Raw genomic sequence first — 18,838 nt, forward strand, 5'->3', positions numbered from 1 at the left:
CGCCCTCCCGGCAGCCGGCATCCGGGGCCGTGAAGGAGGCATGATGGCAGGCCGACGATGACCACAGCGATGCGATATTTCCGCTGGGCCTTTGCCGTGACGGCGCTCGGCATCGTGCTCGCCGGATGGCTCGGCTGGGTGACGCATGGCACGCTTTCGGGCGTGATTGCCTTTCTTGTCATCGGCGTCGTGCTCGCGGCGCTGGAGATCTCGCTTTCCTTCGACAATGCGATCGTCAATGCCAACCGGCTGAAGACCATGAGCCCCGTCTGGCAGCAGCGCTTCCTGACCTGGGGCATCCTGATCGCCGTCTTCGGCATGCGCATCGTCTTCCCGCTGGCGGTGGTGGCCTTCGCCGCGCGCCTTGGGCCGCTCGCGGCGGTGGAGCTCGCCGCCGTGAAGCCGCAGGAATATGCCCGCATCATGAACGAGGCGCACCTGTCGATCGCCGCCTTCGGGGGGGCGTTTCTGATGATGGTGGCGCTCAACTACTTCATCGACGAGGGCAAGGAGGTGCACTGGATCCACGCCCTCGAGACGCGGCTGCGGCGGCTCGCGCCGATCCGGGGCATGCAGATTACCGTGGTCCTCGTGGTGCTACTCGCCTTTGCGTCGCGGCTGCCCGAGGCGAAGAAGGCCGAGTTCCTGTTCGCCGGCCTCCTGGGGCTCGTCGTGTTCACGGTGGTCGAGATCGCCTCCCACCTTCTCGATTCGCGTGACCGCGCTCTCGCGGCGGCGGGGCGCTCGGGGCTCGGGGGCTTTCTCTATCTCGAGGTGCTTGACGCGAGCTTCTCCTTCGACGGGGTGATCGGCGCCTTCGCGCTGACGCAGAACCTCTTTCTCATCGCCATTGGCCTTGGCGTGGGCGCGATGTACGTGCGCTCGATGACCATAATGCTGGTCGAGCGGCAGACGCTCACTCAGTTCCGCTTTCTCGAGCATGGCGCCTTCTATTCGATCTTCGCGCTGGCGCTGATCATGTTCGCCCAGTCGATGGTGCACATCCCCGAGCTCGTGACCGGCTTCATCGGCGCGGGGCTGATCGGGACGGCGCTGTGGTCCTCGGTGTGCTGGAACCGCAGGAACGGCGCCGCGCTCTCCGGGAGGCCGGAGACGGCGGGTGAGTGAGCGCGGCGCGCCCGGAAGGCGAAGCGGGGCTTGCGCCGCGGCCCGCAGGCTGCCTCCGGCGGGGGTATTTGGGCCAGGATGATTGGATCGGGGCTGGTTCGGTGCTTGCGGGCGGCAACTGGCCGTGGCAGCGGATGGCGCGCGCGGGGCAGGCGCGCGGGCGGGACGAGACATGGTGACGGAATGAACGCAATCGGTACTGCGGCGCGGCTTTCGGTCGCGCCGATGATGGACTGGACCGACCGCCACTGCCGGTATTTCCACCGGCTGATGAGCGCCCACGCGCTGCTCTACACCGAGATGGTCACCTCGGCGGCGCTCGTTCGCGGGGGTGCGCGGCATCTCATCGCCTTCGATCCCGCCGAGCACCCGGTGGCGCTGCAGCTTGGCGGCTCGGACCCGGCCGAGCTGGCGCATGCCGCGCGGATCGGTGCCGATGAGGGCTATGACGAGATCAACCTCAATGTCGGCTGCCCCTCGGACCGGGTGCAGTCGGGCTGCTTCGGCGCGGTGCTGATGAAGACCCCGGCGCTTGTCGGCGACTGCGTGGCAGCGATGGCGGCGGCGCAGGCGCGGGAGGTGACGGTGAAGTGCCGCATCGGCGTGGACGAGGACGAGCCGCGCGAGGTGCTGCCGCGCTTTCTCGAGGTGATCCGCGCGGCCGGGGTGCGGCGGGTGACGGTCCATGCCCGCAAGGCCTGGCTCAAGGGTTTGTCGCCAAAGGAGAACCGCGAGATTCCGCCGCTCGACTACGGCCTTGTGCACGAGATGAAGCGCGCCTTTCCCGATCTTCACATCTCGCTCAACGGCGGGATCGCCGGCCTTGCCGAGGCGCGGGAGCATCTGGCCGCGGGGCTTGACGGGGTGATGATCGGGCGCGCCGCCTATCAGCGCCCGGCCGACATCCTGATTGCCGCCGATGGCGAGATCTTCGGCAGCGCGCCGCGGTTTTCCGACCCCGTCGAGGTGGCCCGGGCGATGCGCCCCTATCTCGCGCGCCATCTCGAGGCGGGCGGGCGGCTGCACGCGGTCACGCGGCACATGCTGGGGCTTTTCGCCGGCCGTCCGGGCGCGCGGCTGTGGCGGCGCATGCTCTCGGAGGGGGCAGCGCGGCCGGGCGCGGGCCTTGAGGCCTATGACGCGGCGCTTTCGGCGGTGGAGGAGGCGGCTGCGGAACTTTCCGCGTCCTGAAGCGGGCGGCTCAGTCCTTGCCTGCGCCGCGCGCCTGCCGGCGGGCCGCGCCGCGCGCCCGGCCGCCGCGGCGCCGGGCGATGCGGCCCGCGCGCGCGGGCAGCTCCCCGATCACCTGCCGGCGTTCATCGGGGGTCATGGCGCTCCAGCGGGCGATTTCCTCGATGCTGCGCAGGCAGCCCACGCAGAGCCGCGCCTCGGGGTGGATCACGCAGACCTTCACGCAGGGGCTTTCCACCTCGTCGCGGCGCCAGATGTCGTCACTCGCCACCGGCGCGCTCCCTGTGGAGATGGGCGAGCCGGTCGAGCGCGCCCTGAAGGATGTAGCCGGCGGCGACATGGTCGATCACCTCGCCGCGCCGCCTGCGCGACGCATCCGCCTCGAGGAGCGCGCGCTCGGCGGCCACGGTGGACAGGCGCTCGTCCCAGAAGGTGATGGGCAGATCGACAAGGCGTGCAAGGTTGCGGGCAAAGGCGCGGGTTGACTGGGCGCGGGGGCCTTCGCTGCCGTCCATGTTGCGCGGCAGGCCGAGGACAAGGCCCACGATGGCGCGCTCGGCGACGAGCGCAAGCAGCGCCTCGGCATCGAGCGTGAACTTGCGCCGCCGGATCGTCGTCAGCGGGCTCGCCACGCGGCGTGAGGTGTCAGAGACCGCGACACCAATCGTCTTCGTCCCCAGATCGAGGCCCGCGAGCGCCCCCTGGGCGGGCAGGGCGGCCGCGAAATCCGCGATCTCCTCGAAGATCACTGCGCCACCCCCGCGCGCTCGGCCGCCGCGCGCACCGTGGCAAGTGCGGCGGTGTCTCCGGCGAAGACCTCCTGCGCCTCGCTCCAGATCCGCGCCGCCTCCTCGCCCCGGCCCAGCACGCCAAGTGCGGTGACAAGCCGCGCCCAGTCCTCGGGCGGGCCGCCCTCGGAGGCGAGGCGGTCGGAAAGCCGCGCCACCATGCCCTCGATCATTGCCTGGCGCTCCTGGACGCTCATCTGGCCCGCGGCCTCGATGTCCTCGGCCGTGGGCCCAGGCCGGGCGCCGCCGGCGGAGGGCGGGCTGTAGCGGATGCCGGCATCCGCGGCGATCTCGGTGATTCGCTCGCGGATCGGCGCCGCCCAGGGCGCATTGGGCGCGCTCTCCTCCAGAAGCGGGCGCCAGATGCGGAAGGTCACATCGGGCCGGCCGTTCTGGGCAAACATCAGCCCCGAGTAGAAGCGCGCCACCGGATTGTGCGGGTCATCCGCGAGTACCCGGCTCAAGGCGGCTTCCGCCTCAGGCGAGACGTAGCCGTTCGCTGCCCGGATCATCAGTTCGGCAAGCGTCAGCCAGTCCTCGGGCGAAGCGGACTCGCCCTTCAGCTCGATGACCTTGGCCTGAGCCCGCCAGGCGGCGCCGTAATTGCCGATGCGCGCCTCGTTCTGAGCGAGCAGGATCTGCCCCTGCAGATCGTCCGGCCGTCCGGCGACCACCTCGCGCAGCCTCTCCATCAGCTCGGCATAGCGCGGATCGAGCTCGGCCATCGAGGGCGGCGTCTGGCCGATCTCGGCCTCCATCTCGGCCTGGCGCGGGCGCTCGGCGCGCGCCTTCTCGGCCTCGGCCAGCCGCTCGGAAAGGGGCAGGTCGGGATAGCCCGGTGCACCCAGATAGCGGTAGGCGGCAAGCGAGCCGGCGGTGACGACGATCACCGCGAGCGCCGCGGCCGCCAGCGTTGCCCCGCGCGGTGCCGCGCCCGCGCGCTGCCTGCCGCGCGCGGCGCGGTCTGCCTCGAGCAGGCGGCGCTTGATTTCCAGCCGGGCGCGCTCGGCCTCCTCGGCGCCGATCACGCCGCGGGCAAGGTCGCGATCCACCTCGGCAAGCTGGTCGCGGTAGACCTGAATGTCGGTCGCCTCGGCGCCGTCCTCCCCGCTCTGCCCGCGCACAAGCGCAAGCGCGATGCCGCCCGCCACGGCGAGCGCGAAGAGCGCGGCGACTGTCCAGAAGATCATCTCGGGCCTCTCCCTTTCATGGTCCTCCCATCTAGGCCGCCACGACGGAAGGGAAAAGGCCCGCGGCTTCACCGATGTGTAACCGCGCGCGCCGATCCGGCGCCCGGGCGCGCATCACCATGTCGGAAAACCCCGCCTGAGTGCCGCACTCCGCCTTGGCAAGCGCGCGCCCGCGCGGCATACCCCGGGCGCGAGGGGCCCTAGCTCCGGGGGATCGGTCCATGAAACGCTATTCCGCCTTTGCCATCGTCCGCGAGGCGTTCCGCCAGCACACCGGCTGGCCGCGCGCCTGGGCCTCGCCCGAGCCGCGCGAGCGCTACGACGTGATCATCGTCGGCGCCGGCGGACACGGCCTTGCCACCGCCTATTACCTCGGCCGCAACTTCGGCATCACCAATGTCGCGGTGCTCGAGAAGGGCTGGCTTGGCGGCGGCAACACCGGGCGCAACACCACCATCATCCGCTCCAACTACCTGCAGGATGCCTCCGCGGCGATCTATGAGAAGGCGCGCTCGCTCTACGAGACGCTGAGCCAGGAGCTGAACTTCAACCTGATGTTCAGCCCCCGCGGGGTGATGATGCTCGCCCAGACCGAGCATGAGGTGCGCGGCTACAGGCGCACCGCCGAGGCCAATGCGCTGCAGGGGGTGGAAACCGAATTCATCGGGCGCGAGCGCGTGAAGGAGCTCTGCCCGATCATCAACATCGAGGGCCCGCGCTATCCTGTCCTCGGCGCGCTCTGGCAGCCGCGCGGCGGCACCGCGCGCCACGATGCGGTGGCCTGGGGCTATGCGCGCGCCTGCTCGGACATGGGCATGCACATCATCCAGAGGTGCGAGGTCACCGGCATCCGCACCGAGGGCGGGCGCGTCACCGGGGTGAGCACCACCCGCGGCGACATCGGCTGCAACAAGCTCGGCATCGTCGTTGCCGGGCACTCGGGCGTGCTCGCGCAGATGGCCGGCTTCCGCCTGCCCATCGAGAGCGTGGCGCTGCAGGCGATGGTCTCCGAGCCCGTCAAGCCCTGCATGGACGTGGTGGTGATGGCCAACACCGTGCACGGCTACATGAGCCAGTCCGACAAGGGCGAGATGGTGATCGGCGGCGGCGCGGACGGCTTCAATAACTACACCCAGAGGGGCTCCTTCCACCACATCGAGGAGACGGTGCGCGCGCTGTGCGAGACCTTCCCGATCATCTCGCGGCTGAAGATGCTGCGTCAGTGGGGCGGGATCGTGGACATGACCGGCGACCGCTCGCCGATCATCTCGAAAACGCCGGTTGAGAACATCTTCATCAACTGCGGCTGGGGCACCGGCGGCTTCAAGGCCATCCCCGGCTCGGGCTGGGCGATGGCCGAGCTGATGGTCAAGGGCGAAAGCCCGCTCGCCGCCGAGTTCGGGCTGAACCGCTTCCGCGAAGGCCGCTTCATCGACGAATCCGTCGCCGCGGGGGTGGCGCACTGATGCGCGCGGGCGCGGCCCTCACCCTCGCCACGCTGCTGCTTCTGGCAGGCGCTCCGGCGCGCGCCTTCCACGACGAGTTCGGCGACACCTACCAGCTGCGCCTTGGCGACTTCACGCTCGTCGGCCGCTACCGCGCCGGCTCCTGCGCGCTGCAGGGCAGCTTCCGCAGCCTGCGGGGCGCGCGCACCATTTTCACCGTCTACTGGCTGCCCGGCCGCTCGCTCCATCTGGCCACCCATCACTCGCAGGTGGCGCGGGTCAGCGGCCGGCAGACGATGCAGTTCCGCTTTCCCGACGGCACGGCGATGGCCTTCGCCACCACCCGCAACGGCAACCAGCTGCAGACGCGAATTGGCTTCGGCGCGGCCGCGCAGCGCTTCTACGAGGCGATCGAGCGCAACCCGTCCATGCGCATCGAGCTTCCGGCAGTGGGCGACGCGGTCAATGTCAGCCTCGAGCAGCGCGAGGAGGCCGTGGCCGCGATGTTCCACTGCCGCGACGACTACCTGCACAGGAGATGAGGCGATGCTGATCCTGCACTGCCCCTATTGCGGCGTGATGGCCGACGAGACCGAGCTCGCCCCCGGCGGCGAGGCGCATCTGCGCCGCGCCGGCCCCGAAAGCTCCGACGAGGAATTCATGGCCTATCTCTTCGAGCGCGAGAACCCGCGCGGCGTGCATTTCGAGCGCTGGCGCCACGCGCTGGGCTGCGGCAAGTGGTTCCACGCCGCGCGCGACACCGCCACGCTCGAGGTCTTCGGCACCTATCCCGCGCAAGTGACCGAACCGCCCGAGGCGCTTCTCGAGACGATCCGCGAAAAGCGCCCCGGCTGGCAGTGGAGGGATCTGAAATGATCCATCATCCTGGTTCAAATACCCCCGCCGGAGGCAGGCGCGCGCCAGCGCGCCTCACCCCGCCCCGCACCGGGAGGGCCCGCCGATGAGCACGCGCCTTGCCGCGGGCGGGCGGCTCATCGACCGCTCCCGCCGCCTCGAGTTCACCTTCAACGGCCGCCGCCTCGCCGGCCACCCCGGCGACACGCTGGCCTCGGCGCTCCTGGCCAACGGCCAAATGCTGGTGGGCCGCTCCTTCAAGTATCACCGCCCGCGCGGCATCCTCGCCTCCGGCCCGGATGAGCCGAACGCGCTCGTGGGCCTCGGCAGCGGCGCGCAGTTCGAGCCCAACCAGCGCGCCACCATGACCGAGCTCTTCGACGGGCTCGCGGCCACGAGCCAGAACCACTGGCCGAGCCTCGAGTTCGACATCGGCGCCATCAACAACCGGCTCGCCCGCTTCTTCCCGGCGGGCTTCTACTACAAGACCTTCATGTGGCCGCGCGCGGCTTGGAAGCGGCTCTACGAGCCGGTGATCCGCCGCACCGCAGGGCTGGGCCGCCCGCCCGCCGAGCCCGATCCCGACCGCTACGAACACTTCCATGCCCATGTCGATGTGCTGGTGGTGGGCGGGGGCATCGCAGGGCTTGCCGCGGCGCGCGCGGCCGGCCTCTCGGGCGCCTCGGTGCTCCTGATCGAGCAGACCGCGCACTGGGGCGGGCGCGCGCCGGTGGATGGCGCGGTGATCGACGGCAAGCCGGCCGAGGAATGGATCGCCGACACCATCGCCGAGCTCGAGGCGATGGAGAACGTGCGCCTGCGCCGCCGCTGCATGGGCGCGGGCGTCTACGACCACGGCTATGCCCTCGCCTGGGAGCGGCTCACCGACCACGCTCCGGGCACCGACGCGCCGCGCCACCGGCTGTGGAAGATCCGCGCCCGCCGCATCGTCTCGGCGATCGGCGCCATCGAGCGGCCCATTGCCTTTGCCGGCAACGATGTCCCCGGCGTGATGCTGGCCTCGGCGGTGCGCGATTATCTCGTCAACTGGGCGATCTCGCCGGGCGACCGCACCGTCGTTGTCACCGCCCACGACGATGCCTACCGCACCGCGATCGCGCTGAAGGAGGCGGGGCTCGAGGTGCCGGCGATTCTGGACGCGCGGGCCGAGGCCGACGGGCCCCTGCCCACCCGCGCCCGCGAGCTGGGGCTGAGGGTGATGACCGGGCGCGGCGTGGCGAAGGTGCTCGGCCGCAAGCGCGTCACCGGCGTCGTGGTCTGCGCCCACGCGGGCGAGGGTGCGCCCCTCGAGACCATCGCCTGCGACGCCGTGGCGATGTCGGCGGGATGGTCGCCGGCGGTGCATCTGTGGTCGCACTGCGGCGGCAAGCTCCTCTGGGACGAGGCCGAGCACTGCTTCCGTCCTGATCCCGACCGCCCGCCCACCGGCCACGACGGCACCGGCTTCGTCATCTGCGCGGGCAGCTCGAGCGGCGCGGTGACCACCGCCGAGGTGCTCGCCGATGCCCACGCGGCAGGCAGGCGCGCGGCGAAGGAGACGGGCCACAGCGCCACCCGCAAGGCCGCGCCGAAGGCCGAGGCGGAGGCGCGCGGGCCGTCCGGCGCGCTGTGGCTGATGCCGCAGGGGGCGAGTGCCGAGAAACGCGCCAAGGCCTTCCTCGACTACCAGAACGACGTGAAGGTCTCCGACGTGGAGCTTGCCGCGCGCGAGGGCTACACCTCGGTCGAGCACACCAAGCGCTACACCACGCTCGGGATGGCCACCGACCAGGGCAAGACCTCCAACATCAACGGCATCGCGGTGCTCGCCCAGGCGCTTGCCGAGCCGATCCCGCAGGTCGGCACCACCACCTTCCGCCCGCCCTGGTCGCCGGTGACGCTCGGGGCGATCGCGGGCGAGGCGAAGGGGCCGCTGTTCCAGCCCATCCGCAAGACGCCGATGCACGGCTGGCACGAGGCCCATGGCGCGGTGTGGGAGCCGGTGGGCCAGTGGCGCCGGCCCTACACCTATCTGCGCGCGGGCGAGGACAAGCGTGCGGCGGTGAACCGCGAGATCACCAACACCCGCACGAATGTCGGGCTCCTCGATGCCTCCACGCTCGGCAAGATCCTCGTCAAGGGGCCGGACGCGGGGCGTTTCCTCGACATGCTCTACACCGGCATGATGTCCACGCTGAAGCCGGGGCGCTGCCGCTATGGGCTCATGTGCAACGAGAACGGCTTTCTCATCGACGATGGCGTCGTGGCGCGGCTCGATGAGGAGACCTTCCTGTGCCACACCACCACTGGCGGGGCCGACCGCATCCACGCCCACATGGAGGAATGGCTGCAGACCGAGTGGTGGGACTGGAAGGTCTACACCCTCAACCTCACCGAGCAGTATGCCCAGATCGGGGTTGTGGGCCCCAGGGCGCGCGATGTGCTCGAGGCGCTGGGGGGCATGGACGTTTCCGAGGAGGCGCTGCCCTTCATGGGGTGGGCGGAGGGCACGCTTGGCGGTTTCGACGTGCGCATCTTCCGCATCTCCTTCTCCGGCGAGCTGAGCTTCGAGATCGCGGTGCCGGCGGGGCAGGGGCTTGAGCTGTGGGAGGCGCTCCATGCCGCCGGCGAGCCCGTCGGCATCATGCCCTACGGCACCGAGGCGCTGCATGTGATGCGCGCCGAGGTCGGCTTCATCATGATCGGCGACGAGACCGACGGCACGGTGATTCCGCAGGATCTGGGCCTTGACTGGGCGATCTCGAAGAAGAAGCCCGACTATCTGGGCAAGCGCGCCCAGATGCGCCCGCACATGACCGACCCCGAGCGCTGGAAGCTCGTCGGTCTCGAGACGCTCGACGGCTCGGTGCTGCCCGAGGGCGCCTATGCGGTGGAGGAGGGGGTCAACGTCAACGGCCAGCGCCGCACCCAGGGCCGCGTGACCTCGACCTACTACTCGCCCACGCTCCAGCGCGGCATCGCGCTGGGTCTCGTGCGCCGCGGCCCCGAACGGATGGGCGAGGTCATCGACTTTCCGCGCCGCGACGGAACGGTCATCAAGGCGCGGATCGTCTCGCCCGTCTTCCACGAGCCCAAGGGGAGAGCATGAGATGCTGGTGAAGGTCGACAGGCGGCGCGGTGCGGAGGGCTTCTGCTCGGTCAGCGAGCTCGCCCCCCGCGGCATGATCACCCTGCGGGGCGATCTTTCGGCGAAGAAGCTGCAGGCGGCGGCGATGGCGGCGGCGGGGGTGAAGGCCTTTCCGGGCCGGCTCGGCGCGGTGGTGGAGGGCGAGCGCGCCATCCTGTGGTTCTCGCCCGATGAGCTCCTGATCCTCTGCCCAAAAGCGGAGGTGGGCGAGGCGCTCGAGAAACTGGGCAAGGCGCTGAAGGGCACGCATCATCTTGCGGCCGATGTCTCGGATGCGCGCGCGATCTTTGCCGTGGCGGGCAAGAGCGCGCGCGAGGTGCTGGCCAAGCTGACCCCGGCCGATGTCTCGCCCGAGGCGCTGCCGGCGGGCATGGTGCGGCGCTCGCGGCTGGCGCAGGTGCCGGCGGCGTTCTGGCCGTCGGGCGAGGATCGCTTCGAGATCATTGCGTTCCGGTCTGTGGCTGACTACGTGTTCGAACTGCTCGCCACCGCGGCGCGGACGGGCGGCGAGGTGGGCTGGTTCGCGCGATGAGAGGAACGCGGGGCGCAAATTCGCGCGCTTCGCCTTGACCTTCGCCGCGCCTTAAGGTCCATCTCGAAAAAGACAAGTTCCGGATTCCAGATTATGGAGGCTCAGATGGCTTTCGAACTTCCCGATCTTCCCTACCCGCATGACGCGCTTGAAAGCCTCGGCATGAGCCGGGAGACGCTGGAGTATCACCACGACCTGCACCACAAGGCCTATGTGGACAACGGCAACAAGCTCATCGCCGGCACCGAGTGGGAGGGCAAGTCGGCCGAGGAGATCATCCGCGGCACCTACCAGGACGGCGCGGTCGAACAGAACGGCATCTTCAACAACATCTCGCAGTACTGGAACCACTGCGAGTTCTGGAAGATGATGAGCCCGAAGCAGACCGGCATTCCGGGCGAGCTGGAGAAGGCGCTGAACGAGTCCTTCGGCTCGGTCGATGAGTTCAAGAAGCAGTTTACCGCCGCCGGTGCGGCGCAGTTCGGCTCGGGCTGGTGCTGGCTGGTCAAGGACGCCGATGGCGGGCTCAAGGTGACGCGCACGCCCAACGGCGTGAACCCGCTGTGCTTCGGTCAGACCGCGCTTCTGGGCTGCGACGTGTGGGAGCACTCCTACTACATCGACTACCGCAACCGCCGGCCGGCCTATCTCGAGAATTTCGTCAACCGGCTGGTGAACTGGGAATACGTCGCCGAGAAGCTCGCCTCGGCCTGAGCCGGGAGCGGCGCGCCGGCACGCCGCCATGGCGCGCGCCGGCGCGGCATGTTTCGGGGCCGTCCCCTGGCGGGGGCGGCCCTGAGCAATGGAGAGGGCGGTGAACGAGGCGCAGAAGGGCATTCTCGCGGTTGTGGGAGCGGGCAGCATCTGGGGCCTCTCGCCGCTCTACTACAAGCTTCTTGCCCATGTGCCGCCGCTCGAGGTGCTCAGTCACCGCACGCTGTGGTCGCTGGTCTTCTTCGGCGGCGTTCTGGCGCTGCAGGGGCGGCTGCGGCTGGTGCCGGCGCTGATTCTCAGCCGCGACATCGTCAAGCTGGTGCCGGCGGCGGCGATGATCTCGCTGAACTGGTTTCTCTTCATCCACGCGGTGCAGACGGGGCGCGGCGTGGAGGCGAGCCTTGGCTACTACATCCTGCCGCTCGTGGTGGTGCTCCTCGGCATGGTGGTCGTCGGCGAGCGGCTGCGGCGGGCGCAGGGCGTGGCGGTGGCGCTTGCGGCGCTGGCCGTCACCGTGCTCTCGATCGGCCTGGGCGCGGCGCCGGTGGTGCCGCTCGCGCTGGCGTTCTCCTTCGGCTTCTATGCGCTCATCAAGCGGGGGATGGCGGCCGGACCCACGGCTTCGGTCACCGCCGAGGTCGCGCTGCTGGCGCCGCTCGCGGCGCTGTGGCTGTGGGGCGTGCACGCGCAGGGCTGGAACGGAATCGTCGGGCGCAACCTCGCCACCTTCGGCGCCTCGCTGCCGGACAGCCTGCTTCTGATGTTCTCGGGCCCGATCACCGCGTTGCCGCTGATCCTGTTTTCCTATGGCGCGCGCCACGCCTCGATGGCAACGGTGGGGCTTGTGCAGTATCTCAACCCGACGCTGCAGTTCCTGTGCGCCACGCTGGTCTTCGGCGAGGTCGTGACCTTCTGGCACGCCATGGCGCTGCCGCTGATCTGGGCGGCACTCGCGATCTACTCGATCGACAGTCTCCGTCAGGGCAGGGCGGCGCGCAGCTCCGCCTCGAGCGCCACCGCGGAGGGGGCGACCCCGACGTAATCCTTCAGCGAGGGATCGGCGAAGCCCTGGGCGATGACATGGTCGAGAAGCGCGATGAGCGGCGACCAGAAGCCCCCGGTATCGAGCAGGAAGATCGGCTTGCCGTGCAGGTGCAGCTGCCGCCAGGTGAGAATCTCGAAGAACTCGTCGAGCGTGCCCGCGCCACCGGGCAGCACCACGATAGCGTCGGAGTTCATGAACATCACCTTCTTGCGCTCGTGCATGGTCTCGGTGACGACAAGCCCCGCGCGATCGCCGCGCGTGCGCTCGAGCTTCATCAGATGCACCGGGATCACGCCCAGCGTCTGGCCACCCGCGGCCTGCGCGGCGCTGGCCACGACCCCCATGATCCCCACATCTCCGGCGCCATAGACGAGCCGCCAGCCGTTGGCGGCGATGAGCTCGCCGAGCCGTAGCGCCTCCTCGGCGATGGCCGGATCATGCCCGGAGCGGGAGCCGCAGAAGACGCAGACGGATGCGGTGATGGACATGGGCGCACATCCCTTTATCTGATTGCCTTGGTGCCAGAGATACGGGGGCAGTGATAGGGCGTGGGCTATTGTGGCTCAAGCACCTCTCCTGTATCGCAGGGCAAACGGAGAACAGTCATGGCGTTCTTCACCGGAAAGGGAGCCGGAGCAGGGCTGACGGTGGGCGCGGCCGTCACCGCGGTGGTCGCGCTTGCGGCCGCGCTGGGCTGGCGCATGGCCAATCCCACGGCTCCGGTCGAGCCGCCCGCCGCGGTGACGCCGTCGCCGCAGGCCGCGCTGCCGGGGTCCGCCGCCCCGGCCGGCGGAGAGGTGGAACCTCGCCGGAGCACCCCCCCGGGCCCGCCCACGGAGACAGCAAGAGCCGGTGACGCCGGCCCGACCGCGAGTGACAAGGCCCGCACGCCCTCCGCGACCGCCGGGGGCGGCGGCGCCACAAGGGACGCCACCGAGGCGGCGGACGCCGCGGCGCCGAGCTTCGACATCCTGCGGGTTGACGCGGAAGGAGCGGCGCTCGTGGCCGGGCGCGCGGCGCCGGGCGCGCGTGTGGCGGTTCTGCTTGACGGCGAGGTCGTCGGGGAGGTCGAGGCCGATGGCAGCGGCGGTTTTGTCGCCTTCTTCGATGTGGCGCCCTCGGCCCAGCCCCGCGTCGTGACGCTCCGCGCCGAGCTCGCCGACGGCCGCAAGCTCGCCTCCGAGGCCTCCGCGATCATCGCGCCGAGCCTGGTGGAGTCGCCGGTTCCGGGCGAGGCGCCGCAGCTGGCCGGCACCGCCCCGCCCCTTGTGCGGGAGGAACCGGGCGGCGAGCGCGTCGCGCTGGCCGAGGCGCCCCTGCCGCCTGCGGGCGGTGCGGCCCCGGCCGCCGATACCGAGCTCCCGCCCCCTCCCGCACGGCGCGAAGCCGGGGCGGGTGGCGAAGTACCGGCGCCTTCCGTCGAGCCCTCCGCGATTGCGGAGGAGACAGGCAGCACAGCGACGGGCGAAGCAGCGGCAGAGGCGGAAGAGCCGGCGGATACGATGGAGGTCGCCCGCTCCGAGGCCGTTGCGGATCGGCCTGCTGCGGCAGCTACGGTCGCGCCTGCCGAGGAGACAGCGGCAATGACCGCAGCAACGCCGCAAGGCGCGCCCCGCACCCCGCCCCAGACGGAGGAGGAGACGGCGGCGACTGCGCCACAGGCCGCGCCGGGTGCACTCGAGCCCGAACCCACGGGCGAGACGGCAACCACCGTTGCCGCGGCGCAGACCGATGGCGCGGCAGATGCGCGCCCGGCCGGCGGTGCCCGGTCCGGGTCGGTCATGCCCGCACAGCCTGCGACCGGCGCGGTGGGCGGCGACGCAACCGAGGTTGCCGCAGAGGAGGGCGGCGACGTGCCTTCGCAGGCTTCCGGCGAGCCCGCGCGCCCCGCCGAGGTGGCGGCAGCGAAAGCCGAGGCGGGCGCAGCCACTGCCCCGGCACCGGAGGTGGTGGCCTCGGTTGAGGCGCCGGGCGCGCCTTCCGCCGGATCGCGCCCCGAAACACCGGCACTCCCCGCCGAGGGCGCCGCGCCCGCGAGCGCGGCACCGGCGGCGCCCCGCGTGCTTCTGGCCGATGACAGCGGGGTGAGGGTGCTCCAGCCCGGCGGCGAGGAGGTGGAGGTCTCGACGGTGATGATCGACACGATCTCCTACGACCCGGCCGGCGAGGTCGCGCTCACCGGTCGCGGCGCGGGGAACGCCTTCGTGCGCATCTATCTCGACAACCGCCCCGTGCTCACCGCGCCCATCGCGCCCGACGGGCAGTGGCAGGCCGCGCTGCCCGAGGTCGACACCGGCGTCTATACCCTGCGGGTGGACGAAGTGGATGCCGAGGGCCGGGTGATCTCGCGCGCCGAGACGCCCTTCAAGCGCGAGGAGCCCGAGCTTCTGGCGCGGCTCGCGGGCGACATCGAGCCGCCCGAACAGGGCGCGCGCGCGCGGGTGGTGACCGTCCAGCCCGGAAACACGCTCTGGGGAATCGCGCGGAAGAACTACGGGCGCGGCATCCTCTATGTGCATGTCTTCGAGGCCAATCGCGACCAGATCCGTGACCCCGACCTGATCTATCCGGGCCAGGTCTTCACCGTGCCCGCGCTCGAGATCCCCGAACGTGCAGAAGGGGCGAACTGAGGCGGGGCCGAGTCTCAGCCCGTCTCCTTCACCGCCTCCATGCTCACATGGGTCGAGGTCGCGGCCACATGGGGCAGGGCGGAGATCACCTCGCCCAGCACCTGCCGATAGCTGCGGATGTCCTTGGTGCGTACCTTCAGAAGGTAGTCGAAGGCGCCCGCGATCATGTGGCACTCCTCGATCTCGGGCACGCGCCCGACGGCGGCGTTGAAGGCCGAGAGCGCGGCCTCGGTGGTGTCGGAAAGGCGCACCTCGACGAAGGCGACATGCTCACGCTCGAGCAGGGCAGGGTCGATGACCGCGCGAAAGCCACGGATCGCGCCCGTCTCCACAAGCCGTTTGAGCCGCTCGCCGGTTGGCGTCTTCGACAGGCCGATGCGCCGGGCAAGTTCCGTGACCGACATCCGCCCGTCATGGGCGAGCGCGTCGAGAATGGCCCGATCCCATCGGTCAAGTTTCCTGTCTTGTGGCTTCATGTGAGGAGAAATCACTCATTTGTCGCGGATATTCATTCCATTACACTGCAAGAGCGCGAAAACAAGGAAAACAGCCGCTTCGGACCGGGTTAGACTGCACCCAGGCTTGCCCGATTCTGGCTTCGAGGAAAGGCTCTCGCCATGACTCTCGCATCTCCCGGCCGCGACCGGATTCGCGCCTGTCACTTCCGCGATGAAGGCGCGCTGATTGCCGAGCTTGTCGCCGACGCCGCCATCGCGCCCGAGACCCGCGCCGCCGCGACCGCCCGCGCCGTGGAGTGGGTGAGGACGATCCGTGTTGCCTCGCATCCGGGGCTGATGGAGGCGTTCCTTGCTGAATACGGGCTTTCCACCGACGAGGGCGTGGCGCTGATGTGCCTTGCCGAGGCGCTCTTGCGCGTGCCCGATGCCGAGACCATCGACGCGCTGATCGAGGACAAGATCGCGCCTTCGCAATGGGCGCGGCACCTCGGCCGCTCCTCCTCGCCGCTCGTCAACGCCTCCACCTGGGCCTTGATGCTCACCGGCAAGGTGCTTCGGGAGGGCGAAGGCGTGGCCGAGGTGCTGAAGGGCGCGATCCGCCGGCTGGGCGAGCCGGTGATCCGCGCCGCGGTGGCGCGCGCCATGCGCGAGATGGGCGCGCAGTTCGTGCTCGGCCAGACCATCGGGGAGGCGCTCACGCGCGCCCGCGAGGACGTGGCCCGCGGCTACACCCACTCCTATGACATGCTGGGCGAGGCGGCGCGCACCGCGGCCGATGCCGAGGCGTATTTCAGGTCGTACGAGACCGCGATCGAGGCGATCTCGGCCGAGGCCGGCGGCGGGGCGGAGGTGGTCTCCGCCCCCGGCATCTCGGTCAAGCTCTCGGCCCTTCACCCCCGCTACGAGGAAACCCAGAAGGACAGGGTGATGGCCGAGCTCGTCCCGCGCGTGGCCCATCTTGCGCGCATCGCCGCGGCCGCCAACATCGGCTTCAACATCGACGCAGAGGAGGCCGACCGGCTGGAGCTTTCCCTCGACGTCATCGAGGCGGTTCTGGACGAGCCCGAGCTTTCCGGCTGGGAGGGTTTCGGCGTCGTCGTGCAGGCCTATGGCCGGCGAGCTTCGCCGCTTCTCGACTGGCTCCACGAGCTGGCGCGGGCGCGCGGGCAGCGGCTCATGGTGCGGCTCGTGAAGGGCGCCTACTGGGACAGCGAGATCAAGCGCGCCCAGGTGGAGGGGCTGCCGGGCTTTCCCGTCTTCACCCGCAAGGTCTCGACCGATGTGAGCTATCTGGCCTGCGCGGCGCGGCTTTTGCGCATGGCCGACCGGCTCTACCCGCAATTCGCCACCCACAACGCCCATACCGTCGCCACCGTTCTGGAGCTTGCCGGCGACCGGCGCGACTTCGAGTTCCAGCGCCTGCACGGCATGGGGGCGGCGCTCCATGATCTGGTGATGCGCGAGGCCGGCACCCGCTGCCGCATCTACGCCCCCGTGGGCCGGCACCGCGACCTTCTGGCCTATCTGGTGCGCCGGCTTCTCGAAAACGGCGCCAACTCGAGCTTCGTGCACCGCATCGTCGACGAGTCGGTGCCGCCCGAGGAGGTTTGCGCCGACCCCTTCGAGCATCCCCGCCTCGGCACGCCCAACCCCGCCGTCACCCCGCCCGAGGCGCTGTTCGCGCCCGAGCGCGTCAACAGTCGCGGCCATGACCTGCACGACCGCGCCGAGATGGCCCGCATCGAGGCCGCCCGCGCACCCTTCGCCACCGCCCGCTGGCGCGCCGCCCCGATCCTCGCCACCGGCACGGCCGAGGGCCGCCCACCCCAGCCGGTGGAAAATCCCGCGCGCCCCGGGGACTGCCCCGGCGAGGTGATCGAGGCCACGCCCGCCGATGCCGCCCGCGCGCTGGCCGCCGCCCGGCCCTGGCGCGCGAGCCCGGCCCGGCGCGCCGAGGTGCTCAACCGCGCCGCCGACCTCTACGAAGAGCACTTCGGCGAGTTCTACGCGCTTTGCGCCCGCGAGGCCGGCAAGACGCTTCTCGATGCCGTGGCCGAGCTGCGCGAGGCGGTGGATTTCCTGCGCTACTACGCCGCCCGCGGACGCGAGCTCGAGGCCCCGCCGCGCGGGCGCATCGTGGCGATTTCGCCGTGGAACTTCCCGCTCGCCATCTTCACCGGCCAGATCGCGGGCGCCCTTGCCGCCGGCAATGCGGTGATCGCCAAGCCCGCCGAGACCACGCCGCTCATCGCCCACCGCGCCGTGGAGCTTCTGCACCGGGCCGGGGTGCCGCGCCCGGCGCTGCAATTCCTGCCCGGCGCGGGCGCCGAGATCGGCGCGCGGCTGGTGGCCGACGCGCGCACCAATGGCGTCGTCTTCACCGGCTCGACCGCCACCGCCCGGCGCATCGCGCAGGGCCTTGCCGAGGCGGCCGAGCCCGACGCGCTCCTCATCGCCGAAACCGGCGGGCTCAACGCCATGGTCGTCGATTCCACCGCCCTGCCCGAGCAGGCCGTGCGCGACATTGTCACCTCCGCCTTCCGCTCCGCCGGCCAGCGCTGCTCGGCGCTCAGGATGCTCTACCTCCAGCGCGACGTGGCCGACGACATCCTTGAGATGCTCACGGGCGCGATGGACGAGCTTCGCCTCGGCGACCCGTGGGAGCCGGCAACCGACGTCGGCCCCGTGATCACCGCCGCGGCGCGGGCCGACATTCTCGCGCATATCGAGGCCGCCCGCGCCGAGGGGCGCATCCTCCATGAGCTCGCCGCACCCCCAGAGGGCCATTTCGTGGCGCCAACGCTCATCGACCTGCCCGGGGGCATCGCCGATCTCGAACGCGAGGTGTTCGGCCCTGTCCTCCATGTGGCGCGCTTCGCCGCCGAGGAGCTCGAGTCGGTCGTCGAGGCGATCAACGCGCGCGGCTACGGACTCACCTTCGGCATGCACAGCCGCATCGATGACCGGGTGGAGGCGGTCACAAGCCGGCTCAGGGTCGGCAACCTCTACATCAACCGCAACCAGATCGGCGCGGTTGTGGGCTCCCAGCCCTTCGGCGGCGAGGGGCTCTCGGGCACCGGCCCCAAGGCGGGCGGCCCGCATTACGTGGAGCGCCTCGCCGCCAGCCCCACGGTGACGATGGCGCCCGTCGCAGGCGCCCAGGCCGAGCCTTCGGCGGTGCAGGCGCTGATCGACGCCGCCCGCCCCGAGCCCGGCCCGGTCGCGAGCTTCGACATGCCCGGCCCGACCGGCGAGTCGAACCGCCTCTCGCTCCATGGCCGCGGCGTCGTGCTCTGCCTCGGCCCCACCGCGCGCGCGGCCGAGATCCAGGCCCGCGCCGCCCGCGCCGCAGGCGCCGCGGCGGTCCTGGTCGCCCCCGGCGTGCGCGGGCCCGGTGCGCTCGATGGCCTGCTCGACCGCGCGGCACTGACCACGCTGAGCGGCATCGCCGCCGTCGCGCTCTGGTCCGACGAGGCCGACATGCGCGCCGCCGCCCGCGCGCTCGCCGCGCGCAAGGGGCCGATCGTGCCGCTCGTCTCGGCGCGCGATCCGGGGCCGTGGAGCATGGTCGAGCGGCACCTGTGCATCGACACCACCGCCGCGGGCGGCAACGCGCGCCTTCTCGCCGCCGCCGGCGATGACTGAAATGAGCGACGGGCTTCATCATCCTGGGTGCAAATGCCCGCGGGGGTGAATGCCGCGAAGCGGCAGAGG

The 18,838-nt window shown here is 70.9% G+C and carries 16 protein-coding genes; 11 read left to right on the plus strand and 5 right to left on the minus strand.

Going from position 1 to position 18,838, the window contains the following annotated elements; all coding sequences use genetic code 11:
• The first annotated feature begins 57 nt into the window (after positions 1-57).
• Both BLQ14_RS11315 and dusA read left to right on the plus strand, forming a co-directional pair.
• Positions 58-1,128 carry a DUF475 domain-containing protein gene (locus BLQ14_RS11315; RefSeq protein ID WP_211295332.1) on the plus strand — a complete coding sequence of 357 codons (1,071 nt, stop codon included), beginning with the start codon at positions 58-60 and terminating at the stop codon, positions 1,126-1,128.
• Between the two features lie 183 nt (positions 1,129-1,311).
• Entirely contained in the window at positions 1,312-2,319 is a 1,008-nt protein-coding gene (gene dusA, locus BLQ14_RS11325; protein WP_092500683.1) for a tRNA dihydrouridine(20/20a) synthase DusA, read from the plus strand.
• Positions 2,320-2,329: 10 nt separating this feature from the next.
• On the opposite strand, the gene BLQ14_RS11330 is transcribed toward dusA, so the two are convergent.
• Genes BLQ14_RS11330 through ccmI form a run of 3 tightly spaced genes read right to left on the minus strand, consistent with a single transcriptional unit; the run spans position 2,330 to position 4,297 of the window.
• The gene (locus BLQ14_RS11330) at positions 2,330-2,590 is read right to left on the minus strand and encodes a DUF1289 domain-containing protein (protein ID WP_245657088.1); all 261 of its coding nucleotides are present in this window, start codon (positions 2,588-2,590) and stop codon (positions 2,330-2,332) included.
• Positions 2,580-3,068: a Holliday junction resolvase RuvX gene (gene ruvX, locus BLQ14_RS11335; RefSeq protein ID WP_092500685.1), complete on the minus strand. Its 489-nt coding sequence runs from the start codon at positions 3,066-3,068 to the stop codon at positions 2,580-2,582. The genes BLQ14_RS11330 and ruvX overlap by 11 nt, the downstream gene beginning before the upstream one ends.
• Entirely contained in the window at positions 3,065-4,297 is a 1,233-nt protein-coding gene (ccmI, locus tag BLQ14_RS11340) for a c-type cytochrome biogenesis protein CcmI (RefSeq protein ID WP_092500686.1), read from the minus strand. The genes ruvX and ccmI overlap by 4 nt, the downstream gene beginning before the upstream one ends.
• 221 nt (positions 4,298-4,518) lie before the next feature.
• Here ccmI and BLQ14_RS11345 point away from each other — a divergent pair, with 221 nt between their 5' ends.
• The 7 genes from BLQ14_RS11345 (at position 4,519) to rarD (ending at position 12,033) form a co-directional block, all read left to right on the plus strand.
• Complete coding sequence (locus tag BLQ14_RS11345) at positions 4,519-5,763, plus strand: sarcosine oxidase subunit beta family protein (RefSeq protein WP_092500687.1); 1,245 nt, start codon at positions 4,519-4,521, stop codon at positions 5,761-5,763.
• Positions 5,763-6,284: a hypothetical protein gene (locus tag BLQ14_RS11350; protein WP_092500688.1), complete on the plus strand. Its 522-nt coding sequence runs from the start codon at positions 5,763-5,765 to the stop codon at positions 6,282-6,284. The genes BLQ14_RS11345 and BLQ14_RS11350 overlap by 1 nt, the downstream gene beginning before the upstream one ends.
• A gap of 4 nt (positions 6,285-6,288) precedes the next feature.
• Entirely contained in the window at positions 6,289-6,618 is a 330-nt protein-coding gene (locus BLQ14_RS11355) for a sarcosine oxidase subunit delta (RefSeq protein WP_092500689.1), read from the plus strand.
• Positions 6,619-6,703: 85 nt separating this feature from the next.
• On the plus strand, positions 6,704-9,706 hold the full coding sequence (locus BLQ14_RS11360) for a sarcosine oxidase subunit alpha family protein (RefSeq protein WP_092500690.1): 3,003 nt from the start codon (positions 6,704-6,706) through the stop codon (positions 9,704-9,706).
• Between the two features lies 1 nt (position 9,707).
• Entirely contained in the window at positions 9,708-10,277 is a 570-nt protein-coding gene (locus BLQ14_RS11365; RefSeq protein WP_092500691.1) for a sarcosine oxidase subunit gamma, read from the plus strand.
• 105 nt (positions 10,278-10,382) lie between these two features.
• On the plus strand, positions 10,383-10,991 hold the full coding sequence (locus BLQ14_RS11370) for a superoxide dismutase (protein ID WP_092500692.1): 609 nt from the start codon (positions 10,383-10,385) through the stop codon (positions 10,989-10,991).
• Positions 10,992-11,091: 100 nt separating this feature from the next.
• Positions 11,092-12,033 carry an EamA family transporter RarD gene (gene rarD, locus BLQ14_RS11375; RefSeq protein WP_092500880.1) on the plus strand — a complete coding sequence of 314 codons (942 nt, stop codon included), beginning with the start codon at positions 11,092-11,094 and terminating at the stop codon, positions 12,031-12,033.
• Here the strand turns inward: rarD and BLQ14_RS11380 are convergent.
• Positions 11,970-12,524, minus strand: a complete 555-nt coding sequence (locus BLQ14_RS11380; RefSeq protein ID WP_092500693.1) for an LOG family protein — start codon at positions 12,522-12,524, stop codon at positions 11,970-11,972. The genes rarD and BLQ14_RS11380 overlap by 64 nt on opposite strands.
• Before the next feature lie 117 nt (positions 12,525-12,641).
• On the opposite strand from BLQ14_RS11380, the gene BLQ14_RS15545 reads away from it, so the two are divergent.
• Positions 12,642-14,666, plus strand: coding sequence for a LysM peptidoglycan-binding domain-containing protein (locus tag BLQ14_RS15545; RefSeq protein ID WP_245657089.1), 2,025 nt, complete (start codon positions 12,642-12,644; stop codon positions 14,664-14,666).
• Positions 14,667-14,680: 14 nt separating this feature from the next.
• Here the strand turns inward: BLQ14_RS15545 and BLQ14_RS11390 are convergent, their stop codons facing one another.
• Positions 14,681-15,142 carry an Lrp/AsnC family transcriptional regulator gene (locus BLQ14_RS11390; RefSeq protein ID WP_092500694.1) on the minus strand — a complete coding sequence of 154 codons (462 nt, stop codon included), beginning with the start codon at positions 15,140-15,142 and terminating at the stop codon, positions 14,681-14,683.
• Positions 15,143-15,283: 141 nt separating this feature from the next.
• Here BLQ14_RS11390 and putA point away from each other — a divergent pair, with 141 nt between their 5' ends.
• Positions 15,284-18,769, plus strand: a complete 3,486-nt coding sequence (putA, locus tag BLQ14_RS11395) for a bifunctional proline dehydrogenase/L-glutamate gamma-semialdehyde dehydrogenase PutA (RefSeq protein ID WP_092500695.1) — start codon at positions 15,284-15,286, stop codon at positions 18,767-18,769.
• The last annotated feature ends 69 nt before the right edge of the window (positions 18,770-18,838 follow it).

Origin of the sequence: Meinhardsimonia xiamenensis (assembly GCF_900102905.1) — a bacterium.
Classification (GTDB): domain Bacteria; phylum Pseudomonadota; class Alphaproteobacteria; order Rhodobacterales; family Rhodobacteraceae; genus Meinhardsimonia; species Meinhardsimonia xiamenensis.

Coding starts and splice junctions, on each gene's coding strand:
- BLQ14_RS11315 (WP_211295332.1), top strand. CDS start 58: ATGACCACAGCGATGCGATATTTCCGCTGGGCCTTTGCCGTGACGGCG.
- dusA (WP_092500683.1), top strand. CDS start 1,312: ATGAACGCAATCGGTACTGCGGCGCGGCTTTCGGTCGCGCCGATGATG.
- ccmI (WP_092500686.1), bottom strand. CDS start 4,297: ATGATCTTCTGGACAGTCGCCGCGCTCTTCGCGCTCGCCGTGGCGGGC.
- BLQ14_RS11345 (WP_092500687.1), top strand. CDS start 4,519: ATGAAACGCTATTCCGCCTTTGCCATCGTCCGCGAGGCGTTCCGCCAG.
- BLQ14_RS11350 (WP_092500688.1), top strand. CDS start 5,763: ATGCGCGCGGGCGCGGCCCTCACCCTCGCCACGCTGCTGCTTCTGGCA.
- BLQ14_RS11355 (WP_092500689.1), top strand. CDS start 6,289: ATGCTGATCCTGCACTGCCCCTATTGCGGCGTGATGGCCGACGAGACC.
- BLQ14_RS11360 (WP_092500690.1), top strand. CDS start 6,704: ATGAGCACGCGCCTTGCCGCGGGCGGGCGGCTCATCGACCGCTCCCGC.
- BLQ14_RS11365 (WP_092500691.1), top strand. CDS start 9,708: ATGCTGGTGAAGGTCGACAGGCGGCGCGGTGCGGAGGGCTTCTGCTCG.
- BLQ14_RS11370 (WP_092500692.1), top strand. CDS start 10,383: ATGGCTTTCGAACTTCCCGATCTTCCCTACCCGCATGACGCGCTTGAA.
- BLQ14_RS11380 (WP_092500693.1), bottom strand. CDS start 12,524: ATGTCCATCACCGCATCCGTCTGCGTCTTCTGCGGCTCCCGCTCCGGG.
- BLQ14_RS15545 (WP_245657089.1), top strand. CDS start 12,642: ATGGCGTTCTTCACCGGAAAGGGAGCCGGAGCAGGGCTGACGGTGGGC.
- BLQ14_RS11390 (WP_092500694.1), bottom strand. CDS start 15,142: ATGAAGCCACAAGACAGGAAACTTGACCGATGGGATCGGGCCATTCTC.
- putA (WP_092500695.1), top strand. CDS start 15,284: ATGACTCTCGCATCTCCCGGCCGCGACCGGATTCGCGCCTGTCACTTC.